Here is a 26,446-nt window from a genome sequence, read left to right as displayed (position 1 = left end):
CGTATACCCACGCGCTGCCCGGACGGGTGACCATTCCGCAGAATTTCACGCTCGCCCGGCCCGCGGCGTCCTCTCCGATTGACTCTCTTCGGGCTGCTCTATTACTGGTTGGAGAGCGTCCCGCGGCAGGTCAGCCCCGGCGTGGGGCGATTCACCCCTCACAGGCGACTTGGGCAGCAATCATGACGATGGTACCTCCGTCCCGTACCCCCGCCAGGAAGCGCCGGAAGCTCGGATATCGCGGCAGCGGCACCTTCGCCATGTGCAGCGCCGGCCCGCACCCGGGCGGTCCGCTCTTCCGGCAGCTGTGCACGCTCGCCGACCGCTTCAACGCGTGCGAGGGCGATCCGGCCGCGGCGCAGATCGGGAGCGTGCTCTCGCTGCTCGCCCTCTACGCGACCCAACCGAACGACCGGGATTTCCGGTTGCCGTTCGGCTCCTTCGTCATGGATCTCGCCCTCGCCGACGAGGCGCGGGCTGGGGCGCCGGGCGCCGGGCCCGTCCCGTACGGGCGCCCGCTGCTCGCTCGCTGAGCTGGGCTTCATGAGCACGCGAGAACTACCGACGCGCCCAGCAGGGCGCAGCAAGCGGACGGCATCGGCCTCGGTGGTGCTCATCGTGAGCGCCAGCGAGCAGCTCGCGGAGCGTTGCCGGCGGCTGGTCTTCGTCGAAGGCGCCGACCTGCTCGCGTGCGATCTCGTGTCGCTGCGCGGCAGCGCGGCGTGGCTGAACCCGCTGGCCATCGTGATGACGCACGACGTGCGGGCGTTCGATCCGGAAGGGTTCATGGAGCTGTCGCGGCGCATCGGCGCCGAGCTCGTGGTGCTCCCCTCCGAGAACGTGTCGGACACACAGCTCACCGCGATGATCACGGCGGCGCTGGACATCGCCCAGCGCCGCCGGACCGACTGACGGCGAAGAGCGGCGGTCGAGGGCGCGTCAGTCGCGCGGCGGGAGGACGTCGCCGGACCGGCTCGCCCGCAGGCACCCCTCGTCGAGGCCCAGCTTGCAGGCCTTCGTGAACAGCTCGACCGCCTTCCGGTCATCGCGCTTCACGCCCTCGCCCTCCGCGTGGAGATGTCCGAGCTCGACGCAGGCGGGGGCGTTCCCGCGCTCGCAGACGCGCTGGAACAGCGCGGCCGCGCGCCCGGGATCGGCGCTCGCGCCCTGGCCGTGGAGGTAGGCCCTGCCTGCCGCGAGGCATCCGAGGTTCGCGCCCGCGTGGCATGCGCGCGCGTGCCAGTAGAGCGCCGCCTCGTCCGCCTCGCTCGCCCCGCCGGCGCCGTCCGCGCGCGCGAGCCGATCGTGGTAGGCGTCGCCGAGCCGCAAGCAGCCGCGCGCGCTCCCCTCCGCGCACGCCTTCTCGAACAGCGTCATCGCTCGCTCCACGTCGATCGAGACGATCGCTCCGCCGAGGTACATCGATCCCAGCGTCACGCAGTCCTCGATCTGGTGGTCGGCGCAGCCGTTCGTGCAGCCGACGAGATCGTCCGCCTCGCAGGGCAGCCGCAGCGGCGGCGGGGCCGCCTCGGCGCTCGCCGCGGCCTGCGGCGTCGCCGCGCGCCCCTCGGGTGCAGGTCGGCCCGGATCGGCAGGGCGCCGCGCCGCGGTCGCGCTGCTGCAGCCGCAGAGGAAGAGCGCGCCGAGGAGCGGCTGGGCGAGTTCGCGCACGTGCATGCTCGAACTCATGACACACAGGGAGCGCTCTCCCAATGCCGCCCCTCGGGCGCGTTCAACCCCGCCGCGTTTGGCCCGGGCGCGCGCGTTTGCCCCGGGCGCGCGGGGTACAGCGGACGCTCCAGGGCTGGTCCCGCGCCGGGCCTCGGTGTACACGGAGCCGATGCCCCAGATGAGCCCTCCTCCGCTGCAAACGCTTGATGAGCCGAACCTCGAGGCGCTCGTCGAGCTGATGTTCCTCGCGGCGTTCGCCGACGGCGAGTTCAGCCCGGAGGAGAAGGTCCATTTCGCCCGGAGCGTAGAGTCGCTCACGGATCGACGGATCCCGCAGAGCACCATGGACACGCTCCTCCAGACCGTGGTGGAGCAGCTCCACAAGGAGGGCCGCGCGGCCCGGCTCGCGTCGCTCAAGGAACGGCTGGCCAGCCCGCAGGCCCGGAAGGTCGCCTTCTTCCTGGCCGCTCAGGTCGTGGTCGCCGACGGGATCGTCAGGAGCAGCGAGCGCGAGCTCTTGCTCGACGTCGCCGCGGCGCTCGAGCTCGATCAGGCCGAGGCCGCGGAGATCGTGCGGAAGCTCGCCGCTTCATGAGCGGCCGGCCGCCCTCGGCGCGCCGCGTGCGGGGGGACATGGGCGCCCCCTGCGTCGCGAACGCGGGGCGCGCGCGGCGGGGTGAACGGGCGCCGGCGTTTTCGGTTACGATGGCCTCGCCGTGACCTGGTCTTCCACTGGCAGTTTCCTGATCCCGTTTCCGGTGCCGGGCTCAGCGCTGACCTCCACCCGGGGGACGTACGTGATCGGGGCGCTCATCGGCGACGGGCAGTATGGCTCGGTGTACGAGTGCAGCGGGCCGTTCGATCAGGTGTACGCCCTGAAGATGCTGCGGCCGGCGAACAAGCCCTACCAGGTCGTCAAGGAAGAGTGGTCGCGCGAGATGCTCCGCCTGGAGAGCTTCCGCCACCCGAACATCGTCTACATCCACGACGCGTTCGAGGTGAATTACCTGTTCTACCTGGCGCTCGAGCGGTGCGACACGAGCCTCCGGGCGCTGCTCGGCGCCCCGTTCCAGCCGCCGCTGCTCCTGGAGCTCTCGCGCCAGCTGCTGATGACGCTGCAGTACCTGCACGACAACGGCGTCGTGCACGCCGACCTGCACGCGGGCAACGTGCTCATCTCCCAGCTCGACCACAGGCCGCTCGTCAAGCTCACCGACTTCGGCGTGGCGCACCAGCTCGACGGCGTCACCCGCTGGTTCCGCCCGCAGGTCGCGAACCCGAAGATCCTCGTGCCAGAGCTCGTGACGGCGGGCTACACGACGACGCAGAGCGACCTCTACCAGCTCGGCCTGCTCATGTACCAGATGCACACCGGGCAGCCGGCCATCGACGTGAACGTCGCGTACGAGGAGATCACGCGGCAGATCGCCGAGGGCACCCCCCGGCAGAAGGCCGAGGCGCTCGGCACGCCGCTCAGCCAGGTGATCGCCAAGCTGCTGCGCCGCCGCGACGCCTACCGCTACCACTGCGCGCGCGATGTCTGGGACGATCTGCGCCAGCTCCGCTGGGCCTAGCGCAATCTCCGCTGCGTCCCGCGCGCGTTCCGGGCTAGATCTCGCGGCATGATCGCCGCCGAAACGCCACGCGTCGTCTCGCTCACGCCCGCGGTCTTCCACCTGCCGGACGCGGTGAACCAGGTCTCCCGCACCTACGGGGAGAGCCCGATCGTCCCGCGTGGCCCCCGGCTCCGGCCGCTGCTCGACCGGGCACGGCACGGCATCGTCGAGGCCCTCGGCGCGCCCAGCTACGAGGCCATCCTCCTCACTGGCTCGGGCTCGACCTCCATGGCCGCCGTGCTCGGCTCCTGCTTGCGGCGCGACGAGCGGCTCCTCGTCGTCCGGAACGGCGCCTACGGCGACCGGATCTTCGAGTACGCCGCCACGCTCGGCCAGCCGGTCGTCGACATGTGCCTGCCCTACGGCGAGAGGCCGGACCTCGCGAAGATCGAGGCCATCCTGGCGGCGGACGAGGTCGACGCGGTGGCCATGGTCTACGGGGGCACGTCGACGTGCACGTTGAACCCCTTGCCCGAGGTGGGCGCGCTTGCCCGGAAGTACGGCAAGAAGCTCCTCGTCGACGGCATCAGCGCGCTCTTCGTCGAGCCGCTGGCCCTCGAAGGTTCAGGCATCGCCGCCGTCATGGGCTCGTGCAACAAGGGCCTGCACAGCCACCCGAACCTGACCGTGGCGCTGGTCCGGAAGGACCTGCTCGCAGAGATGGAGCGGATCCCCGCCCGCGTCCCGAGCCTGGAGCTCCACAAGAGCTGGCGCGCCCAGCAGGGCGGCGCGCACCCGTACACGATCGATCCGATGAGCCTCTGCCAGGTGATCGCGGCGCTCGATCACCTCGCCGCCACCGGCGGCGTCGCCGGGCGTCACGCCGTGTACAAGGCGCGCTGCGCGATCCTGCGCCCCGGCTACGAGCGCCTCGGGCTGACGATCGCGCGCTGGGAGAACATGCCGCTCCAGTCGATCGGGACGGCGCTGCACATCCCGGCCGGGCGGACCTACGACGAGATGGCGAGCCGGCTCGCCAGCGAGCCGGTCGATGGGCACGTGTTCGAGATCTACGCGGCCCAGGGGAAGCTCTCGGACCGGCTGTTCCGGATCTTCCACATGGGTGAGTACCCGCTCGAGGCCTACGAGATCTTCCTGAAGGCGCTCGCGCGCGTCGTCTGAGCGCGGGGCCCGCGGCTCGCTCCGCGCGGCCACCTGCGGCTCACTTCGCCTCCTTGGGTGCCTCCTTCTTCTCGGCCGGCGCGGCGGGCTTGTCGCCCTTGGCCGCCTTGTCGCCCGCGGGCTTGGCCGCCTTGTCGGCCGTGGTCTTCCCGGCCTTGTCCCCGGCCGCGTCCTTCGCCGCGTCGCCGACGCCGAGCAGCTCGATGTCGAAGACCAGCGTCGCCTTGGCCGGGATCTTCGGCGGGCTGCCCGCGTCGCCGTAGCCGAGGCGGGAGGGGATCGTGAGCTTGCGCTTGCCGCCCACCTTCATCCCGGCCACGCCCTGGTCCCAGCCCTTGATGACCTCCGACGCGCCGAGCGTGAACTCGAACGGCTCGCGGCCGACGGAGGAGTCGAACTCGGCGTTGTTCTTCAGCAGGCGCCCCGTGTAGTGGACGCGGACTTTGTCGCCGTCCTTCGCCTCCGGGCCGGTGCCCACGACGGTGTCTTCCTTGATGAGATCGGCGGGCTCCGGCTCGGCGGGCTTCACCACCGGCACGGCGCTGCCCGGCGGCAGATCCGGCTCGGGGACCTTCTCCTCGCAGCCCGCGACCGGGCCGAGGAGGACAGCGCAGGAGATGGCGATGACGATTTGGAGGGGCTTCATGGCGCCACGTCTTACGCACCCGGCGCTGGGCGATCAACGGTCACCCGACGCGCCCGGGGGCCTCCCGGCCGTCCGGGTTTCCGTTGCAGCGCTCCGGCCCGCGCGGTTAGGGTGCGGCCACCTTGGCTCGCGCGTTCTCCGTCGCTGCCCTGGCGATCGCCGAGGGGGGCGCCAATGCCGTTGGCGCGGTGCGCTTCACCTGCGCCGAGGCGGAGCTCGAGGTCGAGCTGGTCCGGGTCGCCGGCTATGCCGAGGGGTTCGCCCTGGGCGCCGTGGCGGCGCCGGTCCGCTTCGGGGTGCCCTACACGGCGATCCGCGGCCTCTTCCGGCGCGGCAAGGCGCTCTGCGTCGCGCTCGATCCGTCCGCGTGCTCGCCGCACAACTGCTTCGTCCTCGCGCGCTTCGAGGGCGATCTGCCCGGCGTGCCCGGCGTGACCTCGCCGGCGGCGATGGAGGCGATGGAGAGCGCCTACCGCGCGCGCCTCAACGCCCGCATGGCGAGCTGGATCGCGCCGGCGCCGCTCGGCGTGCTCGCGGCCGCCCTGTCCCCCGACTATCTCGCGAGCGGCCCGCTCGGGACCGCGTCGCTCGCGTGCCTCGTCGCGCTCGCGACCTGGCTCGCGCTGCGCTTCGTCGCGCGGCTCGCGACCTGGGGAGGGCCGCCCTCGGACCGCCTGCGCGACGCGCTCGTGGCGGAGATGTCGAGCCGCATGGGCTTCGCGTCGGAGCGGCTCGCGGCCGCCCTGTCCCCCGGCTCGCCGGCTGCGCCCGTGTTCGCGCCCCGCCCGACGCCGCTCGGCGAGCGGCCGGGGCGCGAACCAAGGCGCGGCGTCGAGGAGGGGATCGACGCGCTCCCGCTCCGGGCCCGCGTGCTCGTTCCCGCGGCGCTCGCGGTGATCGGCATCGTGGCGACGATGGCGTTCGTGCAGCGGTTCGCGGCGCCTCGCGATCAGCCGCCGGCCGAGCGGCAGGCGGCGCGCGGCGTCGGGCAGGCGACCCGCGGAGCCACGGCCGCGCTCCTCGCGGGCGAGGTCCGGGAGCGCGCCGAGCCGTCGTTCCCGCACTGCCTCTGCGATCGCGCCGACTCGCCGCTCTGGCGGGCGGGGGTGCCGATCCTCAGCCTGCTCGGATCGACCGGGCCGGACGACGGCGCCGGGGTGATCGCGCCGATCCTGCGGCAGGACCGCGCGGACGACGATGCGGAGAGCGAGGCCGGCGCGGGGCAGGGCGACGCCGCCGGGGAGCAGGGCGACGCCGGGGCGGCGCCGGGCGACGCGGGCCGGGACGGCGGCGCGACGCGGCCGGCGCGCGGCCGCTACGACTTCGAGCTCGCGGTCGTGAACAACAGCGGCGCGCCCGTCAGCGACTTCCGCGTGCTGCTCACGTTCGCGCGGCGCGATCGCCGCGGCGAGCGCGCCGGCATCACCGAGCGCGGGCTGTTCTGGGAAGGCGCGCTCGGGCCGGGGCGCGCGGTGAAGTGGCACGTCGAGGCGCCCGGGACGGAGGTGAAGATCGAGCCCGGCGTGACGGGCATGCTCGACGGCGAGACCGGCGTGGCGTCGCCCGACGCCTTCTTCCAGCTGACGCGCGCGCGCTACCGCGTTGTGCGCATCCACGCGGCGATGATGCTCGCCTGGCTCCGCGACCCGCGCGCCCGCGACGCGCTCGTGGCGCTCCTGCCCGCCGCGCCCGCGGAGGAGGTGATGCTCGGCCGGATCCGGCGCGCGACGGCCGATGTCATCCCGTGCTCGGCCGCGGTCGTCGAGGGGCGGCTGCGCGCGTGTCTCTTCAACGGCGGCGTGAATCCGGTGCGCGGCGTGACGCTGCGCGAGGTCGCTGCGGGCGAGGGCAGCGCGCCGCGCTCCTGGCCCGTCACGGCGACCCTGCCGGTGCACGAGGGGGTGGAGGTGACGCTGCCCCTCGAGGGGAGCGCGGCGCCCGAGGAACTCGAGGTGGTCCCGCAGGACCGATGAACCGATGATGGAGGGATGAAGAGAGGCTTCAGGGCCGCGCTCGCCCTGGTCGCCCCGCTCGCCGCCGCGCTGGCGCAGCTCGCGGGGGCCCGCGAGGCCGCCGGGTGGGCGCCGCTCGATCTCGATGTCGTCCCTCGCTGGCGCGCGCTGCCGGCCCGCTACCACATCAACGGGGGGACGATCCCGGGGCCGCTCTCCAGCTTCGCCGCTGCCAGCATCGAGGCCGGCTTCGCGGCCTGGTCGAGCCCCGGATGCACGGCGTGGGAGGCCGAGCTCCTCGGCGACACGGGTGACGGCTACGACTTCGACGACGGCAAGAGCGTATTTCTCTGGATCAGCGACAGCTGGCCTGGAGAGCTCGGGCAAGCCGACTCGGTGATCGCCGTCACGATGCCGGTCTGGGATGCCGACGGTGTCATCGGCGAGGCCGACATGATCTTCAACGACGTCGGCTTCTGCTGGAACGACACGGGCGATGGAGACTGCATCGATATGCGGTCGATCGCGACGCACGAAGAAGGGCACTTCCTCGGCCTCGGTCACACGAACGTGCGCGGCGCGACGATGCTGGCGTTCTACCCGGGCGGCACGTCGGCGCGCACGCTCGAGGACGACGACATCGAAGGGGTCTGTGCCCTCTACCCGCTCGCCGGGGCGAGCGCTGCGAGCGCGGGTGGCGGCGGCTCCGGCGCGGGCGCGACGGCGGCCTCGGGCGGATCGGGCGGCGCGGCGTCGGAGGGCGAGGACAGGCCGAAGAGCGGCAATGTGGACGAGGCCGAGGGTGACGCCGGCTGCTCCTGCTCGGGCGCTGGCCAGCCGCCGATCGCTCCCGGCGCCCTGCCGATGACGGCGCTCGGCGCGCTGCTGGCCTTCTGGCGCCGGCGGCCGCGCTGGACCCTGCGCGAGCGGCGGCGATCGGGCGGGGCAGGAGAGCGCGCCCCCCGTGTTGTCGCGCGGACGGGTGCGCTTTACAACCCAGCGCAGCCGGGGCAAACGTCCCGCCATGCCCGAGCCGAGCACCGCAGCGTTCGAGGCGGAGGTCGCGCGTGCCCTCCGCTCCCTTGAGGCCGACAGCTCCGTTTCCGCCCTCGATCCGCTCGGCGATCCGGCCGGGGCGGCGCGTGCCCTCGCGGCGGAGGGCGGCGGCGCGCCGCTGATCCTCCGGGCGGCGCCCGAGCTTGGCGCGCCGCGGCGGGAGCAGGATACAGGCTTCGGCCCGGCGCCGCGGGACCCCGTATGGCTCCGGATCGAGCGCGGCGCGAGCCTCCTCCGGCTGGCGCCGCTGAGGCTCGCGGGCGGGACGGGGGAGGGCACGGCCGAGCCTCGCGACGCGGTGGGCGTTCAGGTGATCTCGGAGCGGCGCCCATGCTGCGGCGCACCCACGTGCGCGCGCGAGCGGACCTACGTCGCCGCCTGGCTCGCGCTCGCCGCGCCCGCGCCTGCGCGCGTCACGGCGGCGCGGCGCCTGCTCGTCGCCGAGGCGCAGGATCTCGAGGCCGCGCGGGCGGAGGCGCTCGTCGAGGCGGTGGCGGCGCCGCTCGCGGCCGCGCTGGGCGTCCCGCTGGAAACGGCGCGGGGTACCGAGCCGCCCGGTGCCATCGCGCCGCGGCCCCTCCCGGAGCCTGCCCCGACTCCGCCGCCAGCGCTGCCGGCCGCCGCGCTGTCGCGGTTCGCGATCCGGAGCGAGGGCGAGCTCCTCGTCTTGCGGGACCACGCGAGCCACGGCCCGCGTGGCTCGGCGGCCCGCAATGCGCTCATCGGGGCCGCGCTGCTGCTCGGCGCGCTCGCGCTCTGGATCCAGGTCATGCGGAGCGTCTCCGCGGGCGACAGCGGCATCGCCATCGGCGTCGGCAGCGCCGCCGTGCTGCTCTCGCTCGCGGGCTACGCCTTCCTTGGCGTCGCGAGGTTCTCGTCCCGTTACGCGGCGCGCTCCGCCCCGGTCGTGTCGTTCGGCCCGGGCCGCTTCGTCGTCGCCCCCTGGGTGAGCCGCACCGGCGCGATCGACCTGCGCCCCGAGGGTCGGCTGGGGGCGGCCATCTCCGCCGGGGAGGTCCGCGATATCCGCGTGCTCCCGCGCGGCGATCGGTTCGCTGTCGAGATCGAGACCGACCACGGGCCCATCGACGCCCTCCTCACCGAGCGCGAGGACGTCGCGCGCTACTGGCAGGACGCGATGGATCGCGCCGTCGCCTCGGTGCGCCACGCCGGCGGCCCCTCCGCCAAGCAGCGCCTCCGGGCGCGCGCCCAGGCGCAGCAGGCCCCGGCGGCGGGCTGAGCCGTCCCGGCGATCGCCGCCTGCGCGGGGGGCTACGCAAAAAGATGTCCGGCGCGGCGCCGCTCGAACGTCGCGGGGGCGGACGCTCTTGACCTGGGTCGGACGCACCTTCGCTCGCCCCTCGTTCTCGCCCTCAACCTGGGTCGGACGCCCTCAACCTGGGTCGGACGCTCGCTCGGATGCCCGGACGGGCACCCTCAACCTGGGCGTCCTCTGGGCGTCCTCAACCTGGGTCGGGTGCCCAGAGTCGAATGCCAAGACGGGCGAGCGTCCTCAACCTGGGTCGGGCGTCCTCAACCTGGGTCGGACGCTCGCTCGGATGCCCGGACGGGCACCCTCAACCTGGGTCGGGTGCCCAGAGTCGAATGCCAAGACGGGCGGGCGTCCTCAACCTGGGTCGGGCGTCCTCAACCTGGGTCGGGCGTCCTGGGTCGGGCGTCCTCAACCTGGGTCGGATGCCCCAGGGTCTGCCCAGACGGGCGTCCTCAACCTGGGTCGGATGCCCAGACGGGACGCCCTCAACCCCGTTGCGCGCCGGGCTCAATTCTCATTGTACGCCACTCTTTCTCATGTAATGAACTAGTTCAGTGAACGCGTTCACCCAAAAGCCCGGCCGGCGCGACGCCCAGAAAGACGCGACGCGCGCCCGGATCCTTGAGGCCGCGCGCGACCACTTCGAGCGCCACGGCTTCGAGGCCGCCAACGTCCGTGCCATCGCCGCGGACGCGGGCGTGGCCGCCGGCACGGTCCTCCTCCACTTCGCCGACAAGCGCGACCTGCTCCACGCCGCGCTGTTCGACGACCTCGCCGCCACCGCGGCCGAGGCCGTCCGCGACGAGGAGCCCGGCTCCCTCGAGCAGCGGCTCCACCGGCTCGGGGCCGCCTTCTTCGCGTACTACGCCCGCCGGCCGGCCCTCTCGAAGACGCTGCTCCGTGACGCCCTGTTCGCCGACCCGCCCTGGCAGGCCCGCTTCACCGAGCAGGTCGCCGCCGTGCACGGCCGCGTCGTCGAGCTCTTCAACGCCGCCCGCGCGCAGGGGGAGGTCGCCGACGACGCCGACCCCGCGCTCTTCGGCGTCGCCTTCTTCTCCTTCTACTACTTCGCGCTGATCGCCTGGGCCCAGGGCGCGCACCCGTCGCCCATCGCCTTGCTCGATCGGCTCGTCGCTCAGCACCTCTGCGGCCTCCGCCCCGCAGCCAACGTCAGGAGGGCTCGATGACGTCATCCATCATGTTCCGCAGTCCAGAGGCGCGCGCGCGCATCGCGGCGTGGTTCGACAGGTTCCACGAGAAGCTCCCGGTCCCGACCCGATCGCGCGAGGTCTCCACCCGCTTCGGCGCCACGCACGTCCTCATCGCCGGCCCCGAGAACGCCCCGCCGCTCGTCTGCCTGCACGGCGCGCTCGCCAGCTCCGCGCACCTCATGCCCGAGCTCGGCCCGCTCCTCGCGCACCACCGCGTCCACGTCGTCGACGTCATCGGCCAGTCCGTCAAGAGCGCCGACGTCCGCCTGCCGATCGACGGGCCCGCCTACGCCGAGTGGCTCACCGACGTCCTCGACGCGCTGGGCCTCGCGCGCGTCCACCTCCTCGGCGTGAGCTGGGGCGGCTTCGCGGCCCTGCGCATGGCCCAGGTCGCGCCCGCCCGCGTCGACCGGCTCGTCCTGATCGTGCCGGCGGCCCTGGTGTCGGGCTCGGCGTGGCAAGGCCTCACCCGCATCGCGATCCCGATGGCCCTCTACCGCGCCTTCCCCTCGGAGGAGCGCCTCGCCCGCCTCGTCTCCGGGCTCTTCTCCACGCACGACGACCTGTGGTGCTCCTACTTCGGCGACGCCGTGCGCAGCTACCGGCTCGATTTCCGCCCGCCGCCGCTCGCCACGCCCGCGTCCCTCGCCGGGTTCACGCGGCCCGCGCTCGTGTTCGGCGCCGACGACGACGTGAGCTTCCCCGGCGCGAAGCTGCTCGCGCGCGCGAAGGAGCTCCTGCCGCACGCCGAGACCGAGCTGCTCGAGGGGTGCCGCCACTCTCCCCCCACCGATGACGCCTTCCGCGCGCGGCTCTGCGGGCGGATCTCGCGCTTCCTCGGGAGCGACGCCGCGCGTGACGCCGCCGACGTCGCGCCGCCTCCCGCGCCGCCCGGGCTCACCGCGCCGGTCGCGTGACCCTCCGCCCGCGCTCCCGCCGGCGAGCGCCCCTCAGTGCCCCGACACCCCGCAGCCGATCGGGCCGGCTCAGCGCCCGCCGGACCGCGAACATGATCAGCGTCCCGATGTCCTTCGCCCGCGTCAGCGGGAACACCCGCGCTCGCGCCGACTGGTTCAGAAGGTTGAACCCGACCATCACGACGTCCCACACATCGTCGCGGAGCGCCTGCTCGAGCGTCGCGTGCGTCGGATCGGCGGCGAACGCCTCCGTGATGCCGAGGAAGCGGATCTTGCCCTGCTCGCGCAGGCGCAGCAGCACGGGGACGATCCGCTCGCGCAGATCGGCGTACTGATCCGGCAGCACGCCGTGCAGATGGTAGATGTCGACGTGATCCGTGCCGAGCCGCTCGAGGCTCCCATGCAGCGACGACACAACGTCTTCCGGCCGGAGCGGCGCCTCGAGGCGCGTCGTCTTCTTCGTCGAGAGCACCACGCTGTCGCGCGGCACCTCGCGGAGCGCCTTGCCGATGAGCCCCTCGGTCCCGTACGCCTCCGCCGTGTCGATGAAGTTCACGCCGCGCTCCACGGCCGCACGGACGAGCCGGAGCGACTCGGCCTCCGCGATGCGCCCGGACCCGAGCCGGCTGTCGCCGCCCGCGCCCAGGCCGAGCACGCTGACCTCGAGGCCGGTCCGGCCCAGGATGATTCGATTCACGCTCGTCCTCTCCCTCGATGAACGGTGATCTTCACGGCGCCCCCGCAGGGCCTGGGCTCACTCCTTCGGGGCGACCTTCCACGACGTGAACCGCCGCTCGACGCGCATGAGCAGGTGATTGAACGTCAGCCCGAGCGCCGTGATGGTCAAGATGCCGACATACATGCTCGGGATCTGGAAATTGTATTGCGCGTAGATGATCAGGTATCCGAGCCCCGCCTTGGCCCCGATCATCTCCGCCGCGACGAGGACGAGCAGCGAGTACGCGCCCGCCAGGCGGATACCCACGAAGATCGTCGGGACCGCGGCCGGCAGGATGACCTTGCGGAACAGCTGGAGCGGCGACAGCCCCATCGTGCGCGCCGACTTGATGAGCAGCGGATCGACCCCGCGCACCCCGCTGATCGTGTTGAGCAGGATCGGCCAGGTGCACGAGTAGATGACGAGCGCGATCTTCGAGGACTCCCCGATCCCGAGCAGCAGCAGGAACACGGGCAGGAGCGCGAGCGCCGCCGTGTTGCGCAGCACCTCGAGCAGCGGGTTCAGCGCGTCCGCCACGCCCTTGTACCACCCGATCGCGAGCCCGAGCGGCACGCCCACCGAGATCGCCAGCGTGAAGCCGACGAGGGAGCGCGACAGGCTCGCCTTGATGTGGCTCAGGAGCTGCCCGTTCTGGAGCAGCTGCCACCCGGTCCCCAGCACCTCGGAGAGCGGCGGAAGGAACGCCCCCTCCACGAGGCCCACCCGCGGCGCCGTCTCCCACAGCGCGGCGACCGCGAGGAGGATCCCCGACCGCGCGAGGGCGCGGCCGAGCCACCGCGCCGCGTCGCCCACGAGCTGCCCTTGCTGCGACTCCTCGGGCAGCGGAATCGATTGCTCCAAACTAGCCATTGACCGCCACCACGCCCGCCACGGGGCGGCTCTCCGCCGCGCGCTTCTGCCGCTTGCTCCGCTCCTGCTCCTCGGCCTTCAGCACCTCCTCGCGCAGCAGCGTCCAGATCTCGTGCCGCAGCCTGCCGAACTCCGGCGTCGACCGCGCGTCCTCATAGCCCCGGATCTCCTCCGGGATATCGATGACCCGCTTCACCCGGCCGGGCCGGGACGTCATGATCGCGACCCGCTGCCCGAGGAACACCGCCTCGTCGATGCTGTGCGTGATGAACAGGATCGTCTTGCGCGACTTCTCCCAGATCCGGAGCAGCTCCGCCTGCAGCGACTCGCGCGTCTGCGCGTCCAGCGCCGCGAACGGCTCGTCCATCATCAGCACCTCCGGGTCGTAGGCGAGGCTCCTCGCGATGGCCACCCGCTGCTTCATGCCGCCCGACAGCTCGTGCGGATACCGATCCTCGAAGCCGGAGAGGCTGACCAGATCCAGGTAATCCTGGGCGATCTCCTTGCGCCGGCTCTCCGGGACGCCCTTGGCCTCGAGTCCGAACTCGACGTTCTCGCGCGCCGTCCGCCACGGGAACAGCGCATACTGCTGGAACACGATCCCTCGATCGAGGGCCGGGCCCGTGATCGGCTTGCCGTCGAGCAGGAGCTTGCCGCTGCTCGGCTTCGACAGGCCGCCGAGCAGATCGATGAGCGTCGACTTGCCGCACCCGCTCGGCCCGACGAGGACCATCAGCTCGCCGGCCCTCACGTCGAGGTTGATGTCCTCGATGGCCGTGAACCGCGCGCTCTCCCTGGCGCCGGCAGGCCCCTTGACGGCGAATGTCTTGCTCACATTGTGGAACTGGATCTTGCTGCTCATGGCTCCTCCTGCTCCCGAACCTTGACGAGGGAGCCCCTCACGAACCGCCGTTGAGCACGCCCCGTACCAAGCGTGAGCCGGCTTCCTGGACGCTAATCCGTTATAACAGATGGCGGCCTGCTGCTGGAGCAGCAGGCGCTTGCTCACGGAGTGTTGCTACAGCAACAGTGGATCCGTCCTTACGAACCTAGGGTGCTCTGCAGACTGTCCGACGAAGACGAATGGCAGTTATTTCGACGTGCGCGAACGCCCCGGGTAAATTTCACCCCATGACCGCCGCCACCACGTCATGGGCAGAAGTCGACGCCGAGAAACTCGCCGGAAGGCGCGCACGCCTCTTCGAGCGAGCGCCGGTCGCGATCGTCCAGTACGGCAAGGAGCTCACGATCGAGGACTGGAACGGCGCGGCCGAGCGCCTGCTCGGCCACGCGCCGAAGGAAGCGCTCGGCCAGCGCGTGGACGAGCTCCTGCCGGCGTCCGGCAGCCCCGACGCGTGGCAGCAGCTCCTCGCGGAGGACGGGGCGGCTCCCCGGGTGTGGAGCCACGTCAGGAAGGACGGCGCCGTGGTGAGCGTCGAGTGGCGCCACGAGCGCATCCTCGACGAGCATGGAGAGATCATCGGCGTCGGCGTGTTCGGGCAGGACGTGACGGAGCGGGCCGAGCAGGCTCGCCGCCACCATCAGAGAGAGGTGATCCTGCAGGCCATCACGCAGTCGCTCCCGATCATCGTCTGGGCCATCGACCTCGAGGGGATCTTCACGTGCCACGAGGGAAAGGCGCTCGAGGGCATCGGGCTCCAGCAGGGCGCGCACATCGGCAAGAACGTGTTCGACCTCTACGCGAGCAACCCGCACGGGTGCGAGGTGCTGCGGCGGGCGCTCGCGGGCGAAGCGAGCCATTCGGAGTCCCTGACGCACGGGGTGTTCTGGGACAACTGGGAGGTCCCCATGCGCGACGAGAAGGGCGAGGTGTCCTCGGTCGTCGGCTTCACCCTCGATATCAGCAAGCCAAAGAACACCGAGCAGGAGCTCAGGGCCAGGCTGGAGCTCATCGAGCGGCAACAGCGGGTCATCCGCGACCTGTCGACTCCCATCATCCAGGTGTGGGACGGCGTGCTGACCCTGCCGATGATCGGCGTGCTCGACAGCGCCAGGACAGCGGAGGTGATGGATACCCTGCTCGACGCGATCGTCCGCACGGGCTCGCGCTTCGCCATCCTCGATCTCACCGGCGTCGAGCTGGTCGACACGAAGACCGCGAGCTACCTCCTCGATCTCGTCGCCGCGATCAGGCTGCTCGGCGCCGAGGGCATCGTCGCCGGCATCCGCTCGAACGTCGCCCAGACCATCGTCAGCCTCGGGCTCGATCTGGCCAACATCACCACCCTCGGGAACCTCCGGGCGGCGCTCCAGTACTGCATCCGTCAGATGGGCAAGGAGCGCGCGGCCGGCGCAGCGCACGCTTCGCCCCAGGGCGCTGCTCCGCGGCTCCTGTGACAGCGCCGCGGCCGCTCCGGCGCGGCGCTCCCTCGGCTCCCCTGCGATCCCTCACCATCGCCGCGCTGGCTCACGGCTTCCGCGGCGTCGGCTTCGCCGTCTCCGCTGGACCCATCGCCCTGGCCAGCGCGTCGACGACGACGCGGACCGCGGCGCGCGCGGGCGCGGCGTAGACCGCGAAGCTGGCGCGCTTCGAGGCGCCGTACTCCGGCAGCACGCGCCGCAGCGCGCCGCTCTCGAGCTGATCCTGGACGACGTAGTCGGGGAGGTTCGCCAGGCCGACGCCAGCGACCGCGGCGTCGCGCAGCGTGATCGTGTCGCTGGAGCGGAACGTGCCGCTCACCGGGACGACGCGCTCGCCCTCGGGGCCCACGAGCGTCCACCGGGCGACAGGCTCGAGGTTGAGCGTGATGCAGTCGTGGTCGGCCAGGTCCTCGAGGCAGCGCGGCGTCCCGTGGCGCCGAAGGTACCGGGGGCTCGCGCAGAGCACGCGCAGGTCGTCGGCGAGCCGCCGCGCGACGAGGGAAGCAGGCGAGATCTCGGCGGCCAGGCGCACCGCCACGTCGATGCGCTCGGCCACCAGATCGACGATGCGGTCGGTGAGGTCGAGATCGATGCGGAGCTCCGGGTACCTCGCGCGACAGGCCAGCACCGCGGGCGCGACGCGGATCGAGCCGAGGACGGTCGGCGCCGAGATGCGCAGCGTCCCGCGGGGCGTCCCGTCGAGATCCGCGACCGCCCGCTGCGCCTCCTCGATGTCCGAGAGGATCCGGTCTGCGCGCTCGGCGTACAGGTTCCCCGCCTCCGTGAGGCTCACGCGGCGCGTGGTGCGCCGGAGGAGCTGCGCGCCGAGGCGCTCCTCCAGCCGCGCGATCTGCTTGCTGACCGACGACGACGTGAGCCCGAGCGCCCTCGCCGCCGCCGAGAAGCTCTGCCGCCGCGCCACCTCGAGGAACGCCCTCATCTCACCGAGGTGACCGCCCGCCGGCTCCATCCCATTCGTTCCTTCCGCGACGCAATCCTCGTCGGCGGGCCAGCATTATCATACGCGCGTCCAAGATCTAGTTTCCTGGAGCGCGAGGCGATCGCCTCGCCGCGAAGGAGGCATCTATGCTCACGCAGGCTCGCGGGCACACGGGCGTCGCGCTGCTGCTCTTCATCCTGGCCGCCACCCTGGTCGCAGATCGGCTCGCGGCGACGCCCCCGGTGCAGGGCGGGTCGACCCCGCCGAGCGCGCGGTACGACCTCGCGCAGATCGACCCGCGGGGCCGCGCGAACGGCGGGCTGAGCGCGGCCGGCACCGCGGCGGCGGTTCAGGCCACGCGATCGATGGCCCCCTCCACGCCCTCCTGCTTGGAGCAGTGCGCACAGCAGTAGAACGCCCCGCCGGCCTCGATGCCGTGCCCCACGATGCGGCAGGCGCAGTGGGCGCACACGGGCGCGAGCTTGTGAATCGCGCACTCGAAGCAATCGAAGGTGTAGCTCGTGCCGCTCACCATGATCTGAAATGCCTTGTCGTAGCTGTTGCCGCAGCAGTCACACGTGTTCATGGAAACCTCTCGACGGTTAGGGGATGACGTTGCGCCGCGCGCCGAGCGCGGCCGGCCCTCGCGATCACCCCGGGCTCCTTGGGTGGCTGTCCCGGCGCCGGCGGGTCTTCGATCTCCGGAGAGGGCTCTCCGGGCGCTGGTGGAGGGGGAGGGGGGTCCCGACGCGCCGGCTCGCCAGGATCGGGATCGCGGCGCGGGGGCTCGCTCGGCGCCGGATCCTGCACCGGCGGACCCCGTCCGGGATCACCGACGGGCTCGGGGTTGGGCGTTCCTCGGGAGGGGGGCGCATTCACCGGCATGGACGGTTCTTTCCTCGCGCGTCCTTGGCTGACCTCGTGTTGACGCGGTGCAAACAAGGCTGCATGAACCGCGCCACGAGCGACTCCGAGCGGAGCGGCTCGACAGCGCGACGTGCTGCGCCCGCGCGGTCCTGGTGCGCGCTCGCCGAGGCCCTCCACGGCGCGCATTCCTGTCACAGTGAGGCGCCGCTGCATGGCTGGGCCGGCACGGCGAGCCGCCAACGCACCTCCACCTCCGCGTGCGCTCGCACGGCGAGGCGCCGTCCCGAGCTCGCCGGCGCGGCGGATCGGGTTCAGCAGGCGGCCGCGAGCGAGCCGGATGGGCCCGCTCGCGGCCGCCAGCGCTTCACTTCGGGAGGAACTGAAGGATCTGTCCGAGCGCCTTGGTGAGGCTCTCGGCTTCCAGCACGTCGGGCAGCACAAGCACGCCGAGCACGCTGAGGCCGATGCCCATCAGCGAGCCTCCGGCGATCACGCCCGCGCAGATGGCCTCGGTGTTGTCCGCGGCGAGCGCGTACCAGGGCCGCGCGGGCGGCGCGTCCGAGCGCCCGCCCGGCGCCGTCTCGCTGAGCCGTGTCTCCTGCTCGCGCTTCTTGCGCCAGAGCGCGGCGCGCCGCTCGAGCAGCCAGAAGAGGAACGAGCCGAGGAACATCGACCAGATATCGGTGAAGTTGAGGATGAACGCGAGCCCCAGGGCGACCGCGGAGAGGGGGAATCGGTTCTTCGTGACCTGCCTCGTGATCTCGACGAGGATCCCGACGATCGCCCCGACCACCACCGCGGACTTGGCCGTCGGGTGGAGGAAATCGAGCCCCTTCATCAGCACCTCGGCGACGGCCTTCCACGTGAGCGCGCTCGGGACCGGCAGCCGCTCCGTCCCGTAGCGGCCGATGTCGCCCTGGATGAGCACGAGGTACCAGACGGGCACCGAGAGCACGAGCCCCGCGACCGTCCCGAGCACGTGCCCCATCGCCTGGTGGCGCGGCTTGCCGCCGAGCATGTAGCCCGGCTTGATATCCATCAGCAGGTTCGCCGTGTTGCTCGCGACCTCGGCGGTGATCCCGGCCGTCATCAGGTTCGTCGTGATGTTCTTCGGCGCGAGCGCGCCGTAGGTGAGCTGCGTCAGCTTGCCGAGCGCCCCGGTCGGGGTGATCGCCGTGATGCCCGTCGAGTTGACCGCGATGAGCGAGAAGATGAAGACGAGCGGGATCGCGAGCGCCCCGAGCCACCAGGAGATCCCGAACCAGAGCTGCCCGAGCACCACGATCACCGCGCCGACGACGGGTATGCCGATGATCGACACCTTCACCGGAAGCTCGATGTCCGCGAGCACGTCGGTCGCTCCGCCCTTCTTGGTGAGGCCCTTGAACGCGTCGATGATCACCTTGGGCTTCGAGAAGAAGGCGTAGAGAGAGGACGTCGTCATGCACGCGACGCCGCCCCACAGCGCCCAGAGGGTGATCGCCCCGAACCCGAAATGCCCGTTCTTCGGCAGGATGATCCCGCGCTCGATCAGCAGAGGGGCGAGGACCCAGTAGTTGAGGATGCCGCCGAGGAGGAGCGACACGCCGGTCCGGATGCCCATCAGGCCGCCCGTGGCGACGAAGATGATGCTCGTGTCGAACCGGATGGTGAGCTCGTTCAGGGGGGTGCCGCGGATGGCCGGCGAGAGGCCCCAGCGCTTGAGCAGATCGGCGAAGCCCCCGCCATAGAGGAACTCGTCGTAGTAATGCGGGATGTTCTTGAGCGCGAAGAGCGCGCGCATCACCTTGTCGTCGCGGAGGAGCTCGAGCGCGGCGCTCAGGAGGCCGCCGCCGAGGAGGAGCTTCGCCTTGAAGAGGCCCTCCTTCTCGTCGCTCTCGTGCAGCGCGTCCATCACGACGCCGGCGGCCATCCCCTCGGGGAAGGGCTGCTGCTCGTCGTTGATGAAGCGCTTCTTCATCGGGAAGGCGAAGAGCACGCCCAGGATGGCGAGGACGAACATCCAGATCATCGCCTGGCCCATGGGGATGATCGTCGTCGTGACCATCGAGTAGGCCGCGAGGCTCGTGAAGAGCGGCGCGTTCATGTATCCGGCCGACGTCGCGATGGACTGCATCGCGTTGTTCTCGAGCACGGTCATGTCGCTGCCGAGGCCGAGCCTGGAGAGCACCTTGAAGAGCCCGAAGGCCAGGATCACGCTCGTGATCCCGACGCCGAGCGACCAGCCGGTGCGCGCGCCGATGTACAGGTTCGTGAGCGACAGGAACGCGCCGAGGAGCATGCCTGTGATCGCCGAGCGCCACGTGAGCTGGGGCATGTCGCCGCGGTAGACGTTCTTCAGCCACCATGTGTCCTTCTCTTCGAGGGACATGGTGTGAACCTGCTCTGGCGTGAGCTGTTTGATGGCCATTGCGCGGCGACCTCCTCGCACCTTGTACCATGGTGGGCGACGCGCCGCGCATCTCTTCGGCGAGCGCCCACGGCGCAGATCTCGCCGATTCCCCGTTCACGCCGTCGCCCCCGCGCCCCGCCGACGATCCCGGCGAACCCATGCTGCGACGGAATTGCTGGCCCCGTGTCACGAGGCTCGCGCCTGTCGGCGCCGCTCGCGGGCCCGGCCGGAGGCTGTCTCACCTCCGCGGAGCGTTCCTGTCTTCCTCAACGTCGCACCGGCTCGGATACGCGCTCTCCGGCCTCGCCGCCCAGTGAGCGCATCGGGGGCACGACCCCTTCAACGCGTTTCGGGGTGGAGCAGGCGGACCATCGCCTCGGCGACGCCCGCGGCCGACGCAGGGTTTTGCCCGGTCACCAGGCGCTCGGCGACGACGACCTGCTCCTGCCACGGCGCTGCAGGCTGGAAGAGCGCGCCGCGCTCGACGAGCCGATCCTGGAGGAGGAACGGCACGACGGCGTCGAGCTTCACAGCGCGTTCCTCTTCGTTCGTGAACGCGCTCACCGGCTTGCCGGCGACGAGGTACTGTCCGGACGAGAGGCGCACGTTCACGAGCGCCGCGGGCCCGTGGCACACGGCGCCCACGACGCCGCATCGCATACGCCAATCCGAGCCGAGCCGCCCGCGCCAACCGGCGTCGGGCCGTGTTAACCTCGGCTCGAGTCGGCGCCTGTCATCCGACGCGAGAGGACCTCTTCGTGACCACCACGACGTACGCTGTCACCGTCCCCGACTGCGGGCTTGCCGAGGTGACCGTCGCTGCCCGCGGCGAGGGGCGGCCGATCCTGCTGCTGCACGGCGGCGCCGGCCCTCAGTCGGTGGACCGCTTCGCCCAGACCCTCGCCAAGCGCGAACACGCCCGGGTGATCGCGCCCACCCACCCCGGCTTCCGCGGCACCCCCCGACCGGAATGGCTGGACAGCATTCCCGCCCTCGCCCGGCTCTACCGCGCCCTGCTCGATCAGCTCGACCTCACCGAGGTCACCGTCGTCGGCAACTCCATCGGCGGCTGGATCGCCGCCGAGCTCGCGCTGCTTGGCAGCCCTCGAATCCACGGCATCGTCCTCGTCGATGCCGTCGGCATCCACGTCGCCGACCAGCCCGTCGCCGACGTGTTCGGCTTGCCCAAGGGCCAGCTCGCCGAGCTTAGCTACCACGACCCTGCGCCCTTCCGCATCGACGTGTCCCGCCTCAGCGAGGCCCAGCGCGCCGCAATGGAGGCTTCGATCGCCGGCAACTTCGCCGCCCTGCGCATCTACGGCGGCAGCATGACGGACCCGACCCTGCGCTCCCGGCTGTCCGCCATCACCCTTCCCACCCTCATCGTCTGGGGCGACAGTGACCGCATCAGCACGCCCGACTACGGCCGCGCTTACGCAGCGGCCATCCCCGGCGCCCGCTTCGAGCTCCTCGCCGACACTGGCCACCTCCCGCAGATCGAGAACCCCGAGGCGTTGCTCACCCTGGTCTGGAGCTTCGCCGTGATGGCAACGACGATGGCGCTTCGCTGGATGGATACGAAGAAGCCAGAGGACGCGGCCGACTGCCGATAGCGCAGGGCGGCGCGCTAGCGGCGTTGCCGCTGCTCGGCGAGCGCCGCCGCGGCCTCCGCCTCGGCCTCCGCCTGGACGGCGACGTCGTCCGGCAGCGCCTGAACCGCAGGGAACCGCGCGCCGAACACGCCAGCCCCCGCGTCGACGGGCTCGACGCGCTGGCTCGTGGTGCGCGCGTCGAGCTCGACGATCCGGTTCACCGTGCGCTGCATGGCGATGGCGACGAACAGCCAGGTGATCGGGCCGGCCAGGAGCTGGATGTACGGGATGACGCTCGCCACGCACGCCGCGATGACCAGGCCCCGCGGCACGCCGTCGGGCATGCCCCGCAGGCGGCACTGCAGGTTCACGCGATCACAGAGCCTGAGGCCGTTCCAGAAGACCCAGTAGTAGTTGAAGTACGGGGCGAGGTGCAGGCCGATGGCCTTCCCCACGGACGGATCGTCGCGCTCGGCCCGGGGCAGCTGGGCGTGCATCGCATTGAAGCGGACGAACGACACGATTCCGAACGTCACGACGTGCAGCAGCGCCGTGGCCCACACAGGAAACGCCTCGAGCTGATGCCGCGCGAGCGCGACCCGCTCACCGGCGCCCAGCCGCGCCACGCCGCCGCGATACGTGTTGGAGGCAACAGGCTGGCCGCCGACGCGCTGCGCCAGCAGGGCGTGACGCATGGCCTCGTTCTGTCGGCGCAGGCGCTCGTTCTCGGCCTGAACGTCGTCGAGCTTGCCCGCGAGCGCGTCTCGATCGGAACGGAACACGGGGCAAGTATAGCGCCGCGCCCGGGCCCAGCAGGCCGAAGCGGAGGGCCGAGGGAGTGATCAGGCCCCATGGCCCGCACGAGGCACGAGATGGAGAGCCATCGCGCTCCCGGCGCAGGTCAGATGGGGTATCAGTCGCTGTCTCGGCCGCTGCCTGTGAACCCGTCTTCCCGGCGCGCGAAGAGGACGTTGAACGTCGTGAGCGTCCCGTAACAGCCCGTGATGTACGCCTGGAGCTGGACCTTCTCCGCGTCGCTCAGCCCCTCGTGCCCGTTGATCTTCTGCTCCAGCACGCGCAGCTTGTCGCGGAGCATCACGATCTTGTGGAAGAACACGTCGAGCGGGATGCGCTTCTCGGCCGTGCCCTCCTTGCCGGGCCGGAGCACGATCTCCCCGCCTTCCCAGCGGCCGCCGATCTCCGCGCGGCCGACGCCGAGCTCCTCGGACAGCACCTCGCGCAGCACACGGCGGAACTCGTCGATATCCATGTCGATGTCGATCTCCCTTGGCAGCGTCGAACGGAAGGGCTGCGGCGCCGCGCTCGGCCGGCGCTCCGGCAACGGGGCGCGCTCGGGCGCCCGCGGCCTGACGCCGGTGCCGCGCGGCTGGCCCGCCGCCCGGGGTGGCGGTGGCGGCGGAGGCGCGCCCTTGGCACGGTAACGGGCGCACGTCGCTGTCGCCTTGATCGGCGGCGGGTACACCTCGAGGGCGCACTCGCCGACGCGGCCGCGCGCTGGATCGTCGTGCGCCCGGGTGAATGCCGCGCAGCTGCCGCACCGACCCGCGTAATCGTTCACTGCGGCGGGACTGTACCAGCTTTGCGGCTGTCGGGGAGCGCCTTGTCGACGCACCGAGGCGCCTGCCAGCGACGCCGCGATCCGGTCCCGGTGCCGCGCTCGGTCCCGGTGCCGCGCTCGCCCGTCGCAGCGAGGGCGAGCCCCCCGCGGTTCGGCTACCATGTCCGGCCGTGCGTGCCCCGGCCCTGCTCCCCGCCCTCGTCTCCGCCGCCGCCCTCGCTGCCTGCGCCGCCGAGCCGCCGCCACGCGCGCCGGCGCCTCCGGTCGCCGCGCCGTCGCCGCCAGCCGCGGCCCCCTCGCCCGCTGCCGGCCCGGAGCCGACGGCCACGCAGCCGCCGCTCGAATTCATCCACGACGACGTGCCGCGGGCGCACGAGAAGGCCCGGACCGAGGGCAAGGCGCTGTTCGTCGATGCGTGGGCGCCCTGGTGCCACACCTGCCTGAGCATGAAGCACTACGTGCTGACCGATCCGTCGCTGCGCCCGTTCGCCGATCGGGTGGTGTTCGCGGACGTCGACACGGATCGACCGGAGAGCGCGCCGTTCCTGGAGCGGCACGAGGTGACGGTGTGGCCGACGTTCTTCGTCCTCGAGCCGGCGGGCGGCGAGGTGATCGGGCTATGGCGGGGCGCCGCCTCGGTCGAGGAACTGCGCGAGCTGATCCGCGAGGCGCTGCTCGCGATGGATTCCAAGGCTGCTTCGGCGCTGCCCGCGGACGATCCGAACCGCCTGCTTGTCGAGGCGAAGCGGGCCCACAGCGCCGGGGACCACGCCGCGGCGGTGTCCGCCTACCGGCGCGCCCTGGCCCGGGGCGGGGAGGCCTGGCCGCGGCGCAGCGAGGCGCTGCTCGGCCTGCTGGCGGCGCTCTACCGCAAGAAGGACGCCGCGGCGTGCGCGGAGCTCGGCAGCGCGCACGTCGGCGAGGTGAAGGGCGCGGCGCTGCCCGCTGATTTCGCGAGCGTCCTGCTCTCCTGCGCGGCGGCGCTCCCCGGCGGCAAGGCCCAGCGGGCCGCGCGCGAGGCGGCGGTCGCCCGGCTGCGGTCGATCGTCGCGAGCCCGCCCGCGGACGCGAGCGCGGACGACAGGGCCGACGCGTGGGGCCTGCTCGCCGAGGGGCTCGAGGCGCTCGGCGACGCGGGCGGGGCCCGCGCTGCGAGCGAGTCGAAGCTCGCCGTGCTGGAGCGCGCCGCGAAGGAGGCGAAGACGCCCGAGGCGGCCGCCGCATACGACTACGGGCGCGCCATGGCGTACATCGCGCTCGGCCGCGGCGAGGAGGCGGTCGCGATGCTCTCGGAGCGCGAGGCGCAGATGCCCGCCTCGTACGAGCCGCCCGCGCGGCTCGCGCAGGTGCTCCACGCGATGGGCCGCGAGGCGGAGGCGCTCGCCGCGGTGGAGCGGGCCATCGGGCGCGCCTATGGCCCGCGCCGGCTGCGCTACCTGAAGCTCCGCGCGGAGATCCAGCAGCGGCTCGGGCGGGGCGCGGAGCAGATCGCCACGCTGCGCGAGGAGGTGGCCGGCTACGAGGCGCTGCCGAAGGGCCACGCCAGCCAGGCGGCCCTGGACGACGCGCGGCGGCGGCTCGCCGAGGCGGAGAAGGCCCAGCGCGGCGGCGGTGTGAAGAAGCGCTGACCGCGGCGCGCCGAGGCGGAGGAGGCCCAGCGCGGCGGCGGTGTGAAGAAGCGCCGCCCGTGGCTTCCGGCGCCCGCTACGTCCCCTCGGTGCCCACGACAAGGCCCGTCACGCGGAGGCGGTCGCTCGCGTGCTCCTCCGGGAAGATCACGGTGATGTCCATGTCGATGGTGGAGGGCATGGAGGTGCTCCCCAAGGTTTGCACCGTCAGGCTCCCGGTCGCGCTGGTCGCGCTCACGGCGGCGTCCGCTGAGCCCTGGGCGTCCGGCGCGCAGCTGGCCGCCCCCTTGCGCATCAGGATGCGCGACACACGCCACGCCTCCGGGACCGTGACGATGTCGAACCCCGCAGGCGACTGCCTGCTCGGCGCCTCGGCATAGAGCACCACGCAGAGGTCCGCCTCTGGCCGGGCCCTGTAGACGGTGAGGTGATCGAGCCCGCCGGGCCAGTAAGAGGCGGTGTAGCGGCCGACCTCGGGCTCGACGCAGGAGGCATTCGCCGAGACATCCACCCCGGCCTGCTGCGCAGCGCACGCATTGCAGTAGAACTTGTTGTCGCACCCGCAGACGCCCGGGCAGTCCTCCGGGCACCCCCCGGGCCGGGGTGTGCACCGGCCTGTGGTGTCGAACGTTCCGCACGAGTCGTCGGGGAAGTCGCAGAAGTCCTCCTTGCCGCAGATCCCCCCGCTGCGCCCTCCGCACGCGAGCGGTATCGCGCCGCTCGAGGTCGAGCTGGCGGAGCCCCCAGCACCGCCGGTGCTGCCGCTGTCGCCGGTGCCGCCGGTGCCGCCGCTGCCACCGCTGCCACCGCTGCCGCCGCCGCTGCCGGACGGCATATCGACCGTGCCGCCGCAGAGATTGCGAACGTCGTCGCTGCCGCTGCTCGACGGGATCTCGACCGTGCCGCTGCAGGCGGCGAGAAAAAGCCCGAAGAGAAGCGAGGATAAGCGTGCGTGGCTCATGTCCGCAGTATGCCACGTTCGGCCTCCCGCCAGGAGAGCCCCTGCCGTTCAGCGGAACGAAGCGGGGCTCGCGAGGCTCCTGAAGGAAAGACATGCCAAGGCGCCAGATGACACCAAGGGGAAATTCCACTCTTGGTGGCTCGTGGCGTCCTCACGGTTCCTCTGTTCGCCGCCCGCTTTACAGCGTCGGCAGCACGCCGCGATCCCGGCCGAGCGGGAAGGCCGTCTCGAGGCGGGCGATGTCCTCGCTGCCGAGGCGCAGATCGCCCGCGGCCGCGTTGTCGAGCGCGTGCGCGGCGTTCGCGGCCTTGGGGATCACGAAGACCGGCTGGCGGCGGAGCAGGAAGCGCAGCGCGACCTGCCACGGCGTCGCGCGGTGGGCGGCGGCGATCGACGCGAGCACCCTGCCCGCGGCGCTGTCCGGCGCCGGGAATCGGCCCGAGCCGAACGGGCTGTAGGCGACGACCGCGATGCCGTGCCGCTCGCAGAGCGGCAGCACCCGGTGCTCGATCGACCGCTCGAGCAGGTGATAGAGCACCTGGTTGCAGGCGATCTCGCGCGCTCCGGCGATGGCGATCGCCTTCGACAGCTCCGCCTGGTCGAAGTTGCTGACGCCGAAATACCGGATCTTGCCCTTGTCCCTCAGGTCCTTGAAGGCGCGGAACGTCTCCTCGAGCGGGTACGACCCGGGCCAGTGGAGGAGGTAGAGGTCGAGCCGGTCGGTGCGGAGCTGCTCCAGGCTGCGCTCGCACGCCGCGATCGTGCCGGCGTAGCTCGCGTTGCTGGGCAGCACCTTGGAGGCGAGGAACACCTCGTCGCGGCGGCCGGTGATCGCCTTGCCGACGAGCGCCTCGACCGCGCCCGAGCCGTACATCTCCGCCGTGTCGATGTGCGTCATGCCCGCGTCGATCCCCCGCCGGATGGCGTCGATGCAGGCCGCCTCATCGTCCATCTCCATCTGCCAGGTGCCCTGTCCGACGACCGGGATCTCGACGCCAGTAGAACCGAGTGCGCGCTGCTCCATGATGATGAACCTCCGCTTTCGTCACCGGG

Annotated in this window: 26 protein-coding genes and 1 pseudogene; 14 read left to right on the top strand and 13 right to left on the bottom strand. The window is 72.1% G+C overall.

From position 1 onward, the window contains the following. The first annotated feature begins 182 nt into the window (after positions 1-182). Positions 183-533 carry a hypothetical protein gene (locus tag WMF45_RS26990; protein WP_437707344.1) on the top strand — a complete coding sequence of 117 codons (351 nt, stop codon included), beginning with the start codon at positions 183-185 and terminating at the stop codon, positions 531-533. A 10-nt stretch (positions 534-543) separates the two neighbouring features. Further along, positions 544-912 carry a hypothetical protein gene (locus tag WMF45_RS26985; RefSeq protein WP_437707343.1) on the top strand — a complete coding sequence of 123 codons (369 nt, stop codon included), beginning with the start codon at positions 544-546 and terminating at the stop codon, positions 910-912. A 27-nt stretch (positions 913-939) separates the two neighbouring features. Here the strand turns inward: WMF45_RS26985 and WMF45_RS26980 are convergent, their stop codons facing one another. Beyond that, positions 940-1,677, bottom strand: coding sequence for a tetratricopeptide repeat protein (locus tag WMF45_RS26980; RefSeq protein WP_437707342.1), 738 nt, complete (start codon positions 1,675-1,677; stop codon positions 940-942). Positions 1,678-1,840: 163 nt separating this feature from the next. On the opposite strand from WMF45_RS26980, the gene WMF45_RS26975 reads away from it, so the two are divergent. From WMF45_RS26975 to WMF45_RS26965, 3 genes are all read left to right on the top strand, one after another. Beyond that, positions 1,841-2,266, top strand: coding sequence for a tellurite resistance TerB family protein (locus WMF45_RS26975; RefSeq protein ID WP_437707341.1), 426 nt, complete (start codon positions 1,841-1,843; stop codon positions 2,264-2,266). A 121-nt stretch (positions 2,267-2,387) separates the two neighbouring features. After that, the gene (locus tag WMF45_RS26970) at positions 2,388-3,245 is read left to right on the top strand and encodes a serine/threonine protein kinase (protein WP_437707340.1); all 858 of its coding nucleotides are present in this window, start codon (positions 2,388-2,390) and stop codon (positions 3,243-3,245) included. A 48-nt stretch (positions 3,246-3,293) separates the two neighbouring features. Continuing rightward, positions 3,294-4,409 (top strand): pyridoxal-phosphate-dependent aminotransferase family protein, encoded by a 1,116-nt coding sequence (locus WMF45_RS26965; protein ID WP_437707339.1) that lies wholly within the window; start codon positions 3,294-3,296, stop codon positions 4,407-4,409. A gap of 40 nt (positions 4,410-4,449) precedes the next feature. Here WMF45_RS26965 and WMF45_RS26960 read toward each other — a convergent pair whose 3' ends face one another. Then, positions 4,450-5,055 (bottom strand): FKBP-type peptidyl-prolyl cis-trans isomerase, encoded by a 606-nt coding sequence (locus WMF45_RS26960; protein WP_437707338.1) that lies wholly within the window; start codon positions 5,053-5,055, stop codon positions 4,450-4,452. Positions 5,056-5,177: 122 nt separating this feature from the next. On the opposite strand from WMF45_RS26960, the gene WMF45_RS26955 reads away from it, so the two are divergent. The 5 genes from WMF45_RS26955 (at position 5,178) to WMF45_RS26935 (ending at position 11,464) form a co-directional block, all read left to right on the top strand. Continuing rightward, complete coding sequence (locus WMF45_RS26955) at positions 5,178-7,028, top strand: hypothetical protein (RefSeq protein ID WP_437707337.1); 1,851 nt, start codon at positions 5,178-5,180, stop codon at positions 7,026-7,028. Positions 7,029-7,043: 15 nt separating this feature from the next. After that, entirely contained in the window at positions 7,044-8,093 is a 1,050-nt protein-coding gene (locus WMF45_RS26950; protein ID WP_437707336.1) for a matrixin family metalloprotease, read from the top strand. Further along, positions 8,032-9,303 carry a hypothetical protein gene (locus WMF45_RS26945; RefSeq protein WP_437707335.1) on the top strand — a complete coding sequence of 424 codons (1,272 nt, stop codon included), beginning with the start codon at positions 8,032-8,034 and terminating at the stop codon, positions 9,301-9,303. Before WMF45_RS26950 ends, WMF45_RS26945 begins: the two co-directional genes overlap by 62 nt. A gap of 587 nt (positions 9,304-9,890) precedes the next feature. Next, the gene (locus WMF45_RS26940) at positions 9,891-10,523 is read left to right on the top strand and encodes a TetR/AcrR family transcriptional regulator (RefSeq protein ID WP_437707334.1); all 633 of its coding nucleotides are present in this window, start codon (positions 9,891-9,893) and stop codon (positions 10,521-10,523) included. Further along, positions 10,520-11,464 carry an alpha/beta fold hydrolase gene (locus WMF45_RS26935; RefSeq protein WP_437707333.1) on the top strand — a complete coding sequence of 315 codons (945 nt, stop codon included), beginning with the start codon at positions 10,520-10,522 and terminating at the stop codon, positions 11,462-11,464. The genes WMF45_RS26940 and WMF45_RS26935 overlap by 4 nt, the downstream gene beginning before the upstream one ends. On the opposite strand, the gene WMF45_RS26930 is transcribed toward WMF45_RS26935, so the two are convergent. From WMF45_RS26930 to WMF45_RS26920, 3 genes are read right to left on the bottom strand one after another with little or no spacing between them, the layout of a single operon-like run. After that, the gene (locus WMF45_RS26930) at positions 11,445-12,161 is read right to left on the bottom strand and encodes an aldo/keto reductase (protein ID WP_437707332.1); all 717 of its coding nucleotides are present in this window, start codon (positions 12,159-12,161) and stop codon (positions 11,445-11,447) included. The genes WMF45_RS26935 and WMF45_RS26930 overlap by 20 nt on opposite strands. 57 nt (positions 12,162-12,218) lie before the next feature. Then, positions 12,219-13,052, bottom strand: coding sequence for an ABC transporter permease (locus tag WMF45_RS26925; RefSeq protein WP_437707331.1), 834 nt, complete (start codon positions 13,050-13,052; stop codon positions 12,219-12,221). Then, positions 13,045-13,914, bottom strand: a complete 870-nt coding sequence (locus WMF45_RS26920) for an ABC transporter ATP-binding protein (protein ID WP_437707330.1) — start codon at positions 13,912-13,914, stop codon at positions 13,045-13,047. The genes WMF45_RS26925 and WMF45_RS26920 overlap by 8 nt, the downstream gene beginning before the upstream one ends. Before the next feature lie 269 nt (positions 13,915-14,183). Between WMF45_RS26920 and WMF45_RS26915 the strand changes: the two genes are divergently transcribed. Continuing rightward, the gene (locus WMF45_RS26915; protein WP_437707329.1) at positions 14,184-15,410 is read left to right on the top strand and encodes a PAS domain S-box protein; all 1,227 of its coding nucleotides are present in this window, start codon (positions 14,184-14,186) and stop codon (positions 15,408-15,410) included. Positions 15,411-15,480: 70 nt separating this feature from the next. On the opposite strand, the gene WMF45_RS26910 is transcribed toward WMF45_RS26915, so the two are convergent. Next, positions 15,481-16,404, bottom strand: coding sequence for a LysR substrate-binding domain-containing protein (locus tag WMF45_RS26910; protein WP_437707328.1), 924 nt, complete (start codon positions 16,402-16,404; stop codon positions 15,481-15,483). Between the two features lie 116 nt (positions 16,405-16,520). Here WMF45_RS26910 and WMF45_RS26905 point away from each other — a divergent pair, with 116 nt between their 5' ends. After that, positions 16,521-16,787, top strand: coding sequence for a hypothetical protein (locus WMF45_RS26905; RefSeq protein WP_437707327.1), 267 nt, complete (start codon positions 16,521-16,523; stop codon positions 16,785-16,787). On the opposite strand, the gene WMF45_RS26900 is transcribed toward WMF45_RS26905, so the two are convergent. The 3 genes and pseudogenes from WMF45_RS26900 to WMF45_RS26890 form a co-directional block, all read right to left on the bottom strand. Further along, complete coding sequence (locus tag WMF45_RS26900; RefSeq protein WP_437292665.1) at positions 16,724-16,960, bottom strand: hypothetical protein; 237 nt, start codon at positions 16,958-16,960, stop codon at positions 16,724-16,726. The genes WMF45_RS26905 and WMF45_RS26900 overlap by 64 nt on opposite strands. A gap of 645 nt (positions 16,961-17,605) precedes the next feature. Continuing rightward, positions 17,606-19,612: an OPT family oligopeptide transporter gene (locus WMF45_RS26895; protein WP_437707326.1), complete on the bottom strand. Its 2,007-nt coding sequence runs from the start codon at positions 19,610-19,612 to the stop codon at positions 17,606-17,608. A gap of 360 nt (positions 19,613-19,972) precedes the next feature. Next, a pseudogene (locus tag WMF45_RS26890) lies at positions 19,973-20,284 on the bottom strand (type 1 glutamine amidotransferase domain-containing protein); the annotation flags it as partial. Between the two features lie 107 nt (positions 20,285-20,391). On the opposite strand from WMF45_RS26890, the gene WMF45_RS26885 reads away from it, so the two are divergent. Beyond that, positions 20,392-21,246: an alpha/beta fold hydrolase gene (locus tag WMF45_RS26885; protein ID WP_437707325.1), complete on the top strand. Its 855-nt coding sequence runs from the start codon at positions 20,392-20,394 to the stop codon at positions 21,244-21,246. Between the two features lie 14 nt (positions 21,247-21,260). On the opposite strand, the gene WMF45_RS26880 is transcribed toward WMF45_RS26885, so the two are convergent. Beyond that, positions 21,261-22,007 carry a hypothetical protein gene (locus WMF45_RS26880; RefSeq protein ID WP_437707324.1) on the bottom strand — a complete coding sequence of 249 codons (747 nt, stop codon included), beginning with the start codon at positions 22,005-22,007 and terminating at the stop codon, positions 21,261-21,263. A 131-nt stretch (positions 22,008-22,138) separates the two neighbouring features. Next, positions 22,139-22,804 carry a hypothetical protein gene (locus WMF45_RS26875; RefSeq protein ID WP_437707323.1) on the bottom strand — a complete coding sequence of 222 codons (666 nt, stop codon included), beginning with the start codon at positions 22,802-22,804 and terminating at the stop codon, positions 22,139-22,141. Between the two features lie 170 nt (positions 22,805-22,974). Here WMF45_RS26875 and WMF45_RS26870 point away from each other — a divergent pair, with 170 nt between their 5' ends. Beyond that, positions 22,975-24,432 (top strand): thioredoxin family protein, encoded by a 1,458-nt coding sequence (locus WMF45_RS26870; protein WP_437707322.1) that lies wholly within the window; start codon positions 22,975-22,977, stop codon positions 24,430-24,432. Positions 24,433-24,508: 76 nt separating this feature from the next. On the opposite strand, the gene WMF45_RS26865 is transcribed toward WMF45_RS26870, so the two are convergent. Next, positions 24,509-25,393, bottom strand: a complete 885-nt coding sequence (locus WMF45_RS26865) for a hypothetical protein (protein ID WP_437707321.1) — start codon at positions 25,391-25,393, stop codon at positions 24,509-24,511. Between the two features lie 178 nt (positions 25,394-25,571). After that, positions 25,572-26,417, bottom strand: a complete 846-nt coding sequence (locus WMF45_RS26860; RefSeq protein WP_437707320.1) for an aldo/keto reductase — start codon at positions 26,415-26,417, stop codon at positions 25,572-25,574. Positions 26,418-26,446 lie beyond the last annotated feature (29 nt).

The sequence above is a fragment of the Sorangium sp. So ce448 genome, assembly GCF_051520915.1.
Lineage (GTDB): Bacteria > Myxococcota_A > Polyangia > Polyangiales > Polyangiaceae > Sorangium > Sorangium cellulosum_B.
This window is presented reverse-complemented; position numbering and strand designations above follow the sequence as displayed.

Bases quoted from the DNA above. Each gene is read 5' to 3' on its own strand.
- WMF45_RS26990 (WP_437707344.1), top strand. From the start codon at position 183: ATGACGATGGTACCTCCGTCCCGTACCCCCGCCAGGAAGCGCCGGAAG.
- WMF45_RS26900 (WP_437292665.1), bottom strand. From the start codon at position 16,960: ATGAACACGTGTGACTGCTGCGGCAACAGCTACGACAAGGCATTTCAG.
- WMF45_RS26910 (WP_437707328.1), bottom strand. From the start codon at position 16,404: ATGGAGCCGGCGGGCGGTCACCTCGGTGAGATGAGGGCGTTCCTCGAG.
- WMF45_RS26960 (WP_437707338.1), bottom strand. From the start codon at position 5,055: ATGAAGCCCCTCCAAATCGTCATCGCCATCTCCTGCGCTGTCCTCCTC.
- WMF45_RS26920 (WP_437707330.1), bottom strand. From the start codon at position 13,914: ATGAGCAGCAAGATCCAGTTCCACAATGTGAGCAAGACATTCGCCGTC.
- WMF45_RS26935 (WP_437707333.1), top strand. From the start codon at position 10,520: ATGACGTCATCCATCATGTTCCGCAGTCCAGAGGCGCGCGCGCGCATC.
- WMF45_RS26965 (WP_437707339.1), top strand. From the start codon at position 3,294: ATGATCGCCGCCGAAACGCCACGCGTCGTCTCGCTCACGCCCGCGGTC.
- WMF45_RS26905 (WP_437707327.1), top strand. From the start codon at position 16,521: ATGCTCACGCAGGCTCGCGGGCACACGGGCGTCGCGCTGCTGCTCTTC.
- WMF45_RS26985 (WP_437707343.1), top strand. From the start codon at position 544: ATGAGCACGCGAGAACTACCGACGCGCCCAGCAGGGCGCAGCAAGCGG.
- WMF45_RS26925 (WP_437707331.1), bottom strand. From the start codon at position 13,052: ATGGCTAGTTTGGAGCAATCGATTCCGCTGCCCGAGGAGTCGCAGCAA.
- WMF45_RS26895 (WP_437707326.1), bottom strand. From the start codon at position 19,612: ATGTCCCTCGAAGAGAAGGACACATGGTGGCTGAAGAACGTCTACCGC.
- WMF45_RS26975 (WP_437707341.1), top strand. From the start codon at position 1,841: ATGCCCCAGATGAGCCCTCCTCCGCTGCAAACGCTTGATGAGCCGAAC.
- WMF45_RS26950 (WP_437707336.1), top strand. From the start codon at position 7,044: ATGAAGAGAGGCTTCAGGGCCGCGCTCGCCCTGGTCGCCCCGCTCGCC.
- WMF45_RS26980 (WP_437707342.1), bottom strand. From the start codon at position 1,677: ATGCACGTGCGCGAACTCGCCCAGCCGCTCCTCGGCGCGCTCTTCCTC.
- WMF45_RS26915 (WP_437707329.1), top strand. From the start codon at position 14,184: ATGACCGCCGCCACCACGTCATGGGCAGAAGTCGACGCCGAGAAACTC.
- WMF45_RS26865 (WP_437707321.1), bottom strand. From the start codon at position 25,393: ATGAGCCACGCACGCTTATCCTCGCTTCTCTTCGGGCTTTTTCTCGCC.
- WMF45_RS26945 (WP_437707335.1), top strand. From the start codon at position 8,032: ATGCCCGAGCCGAGCACCGCAGCGTTCGAGGCGGAGGTCGCGCGTGCC.
- WMF45_RS26860 (WP_437707320.1), bottom strand. From the start codon at position 26,417: ATGGAGCAGCGCGCACTCGGTTCTACTGGCGTCGAGATCCCGGTCGTC.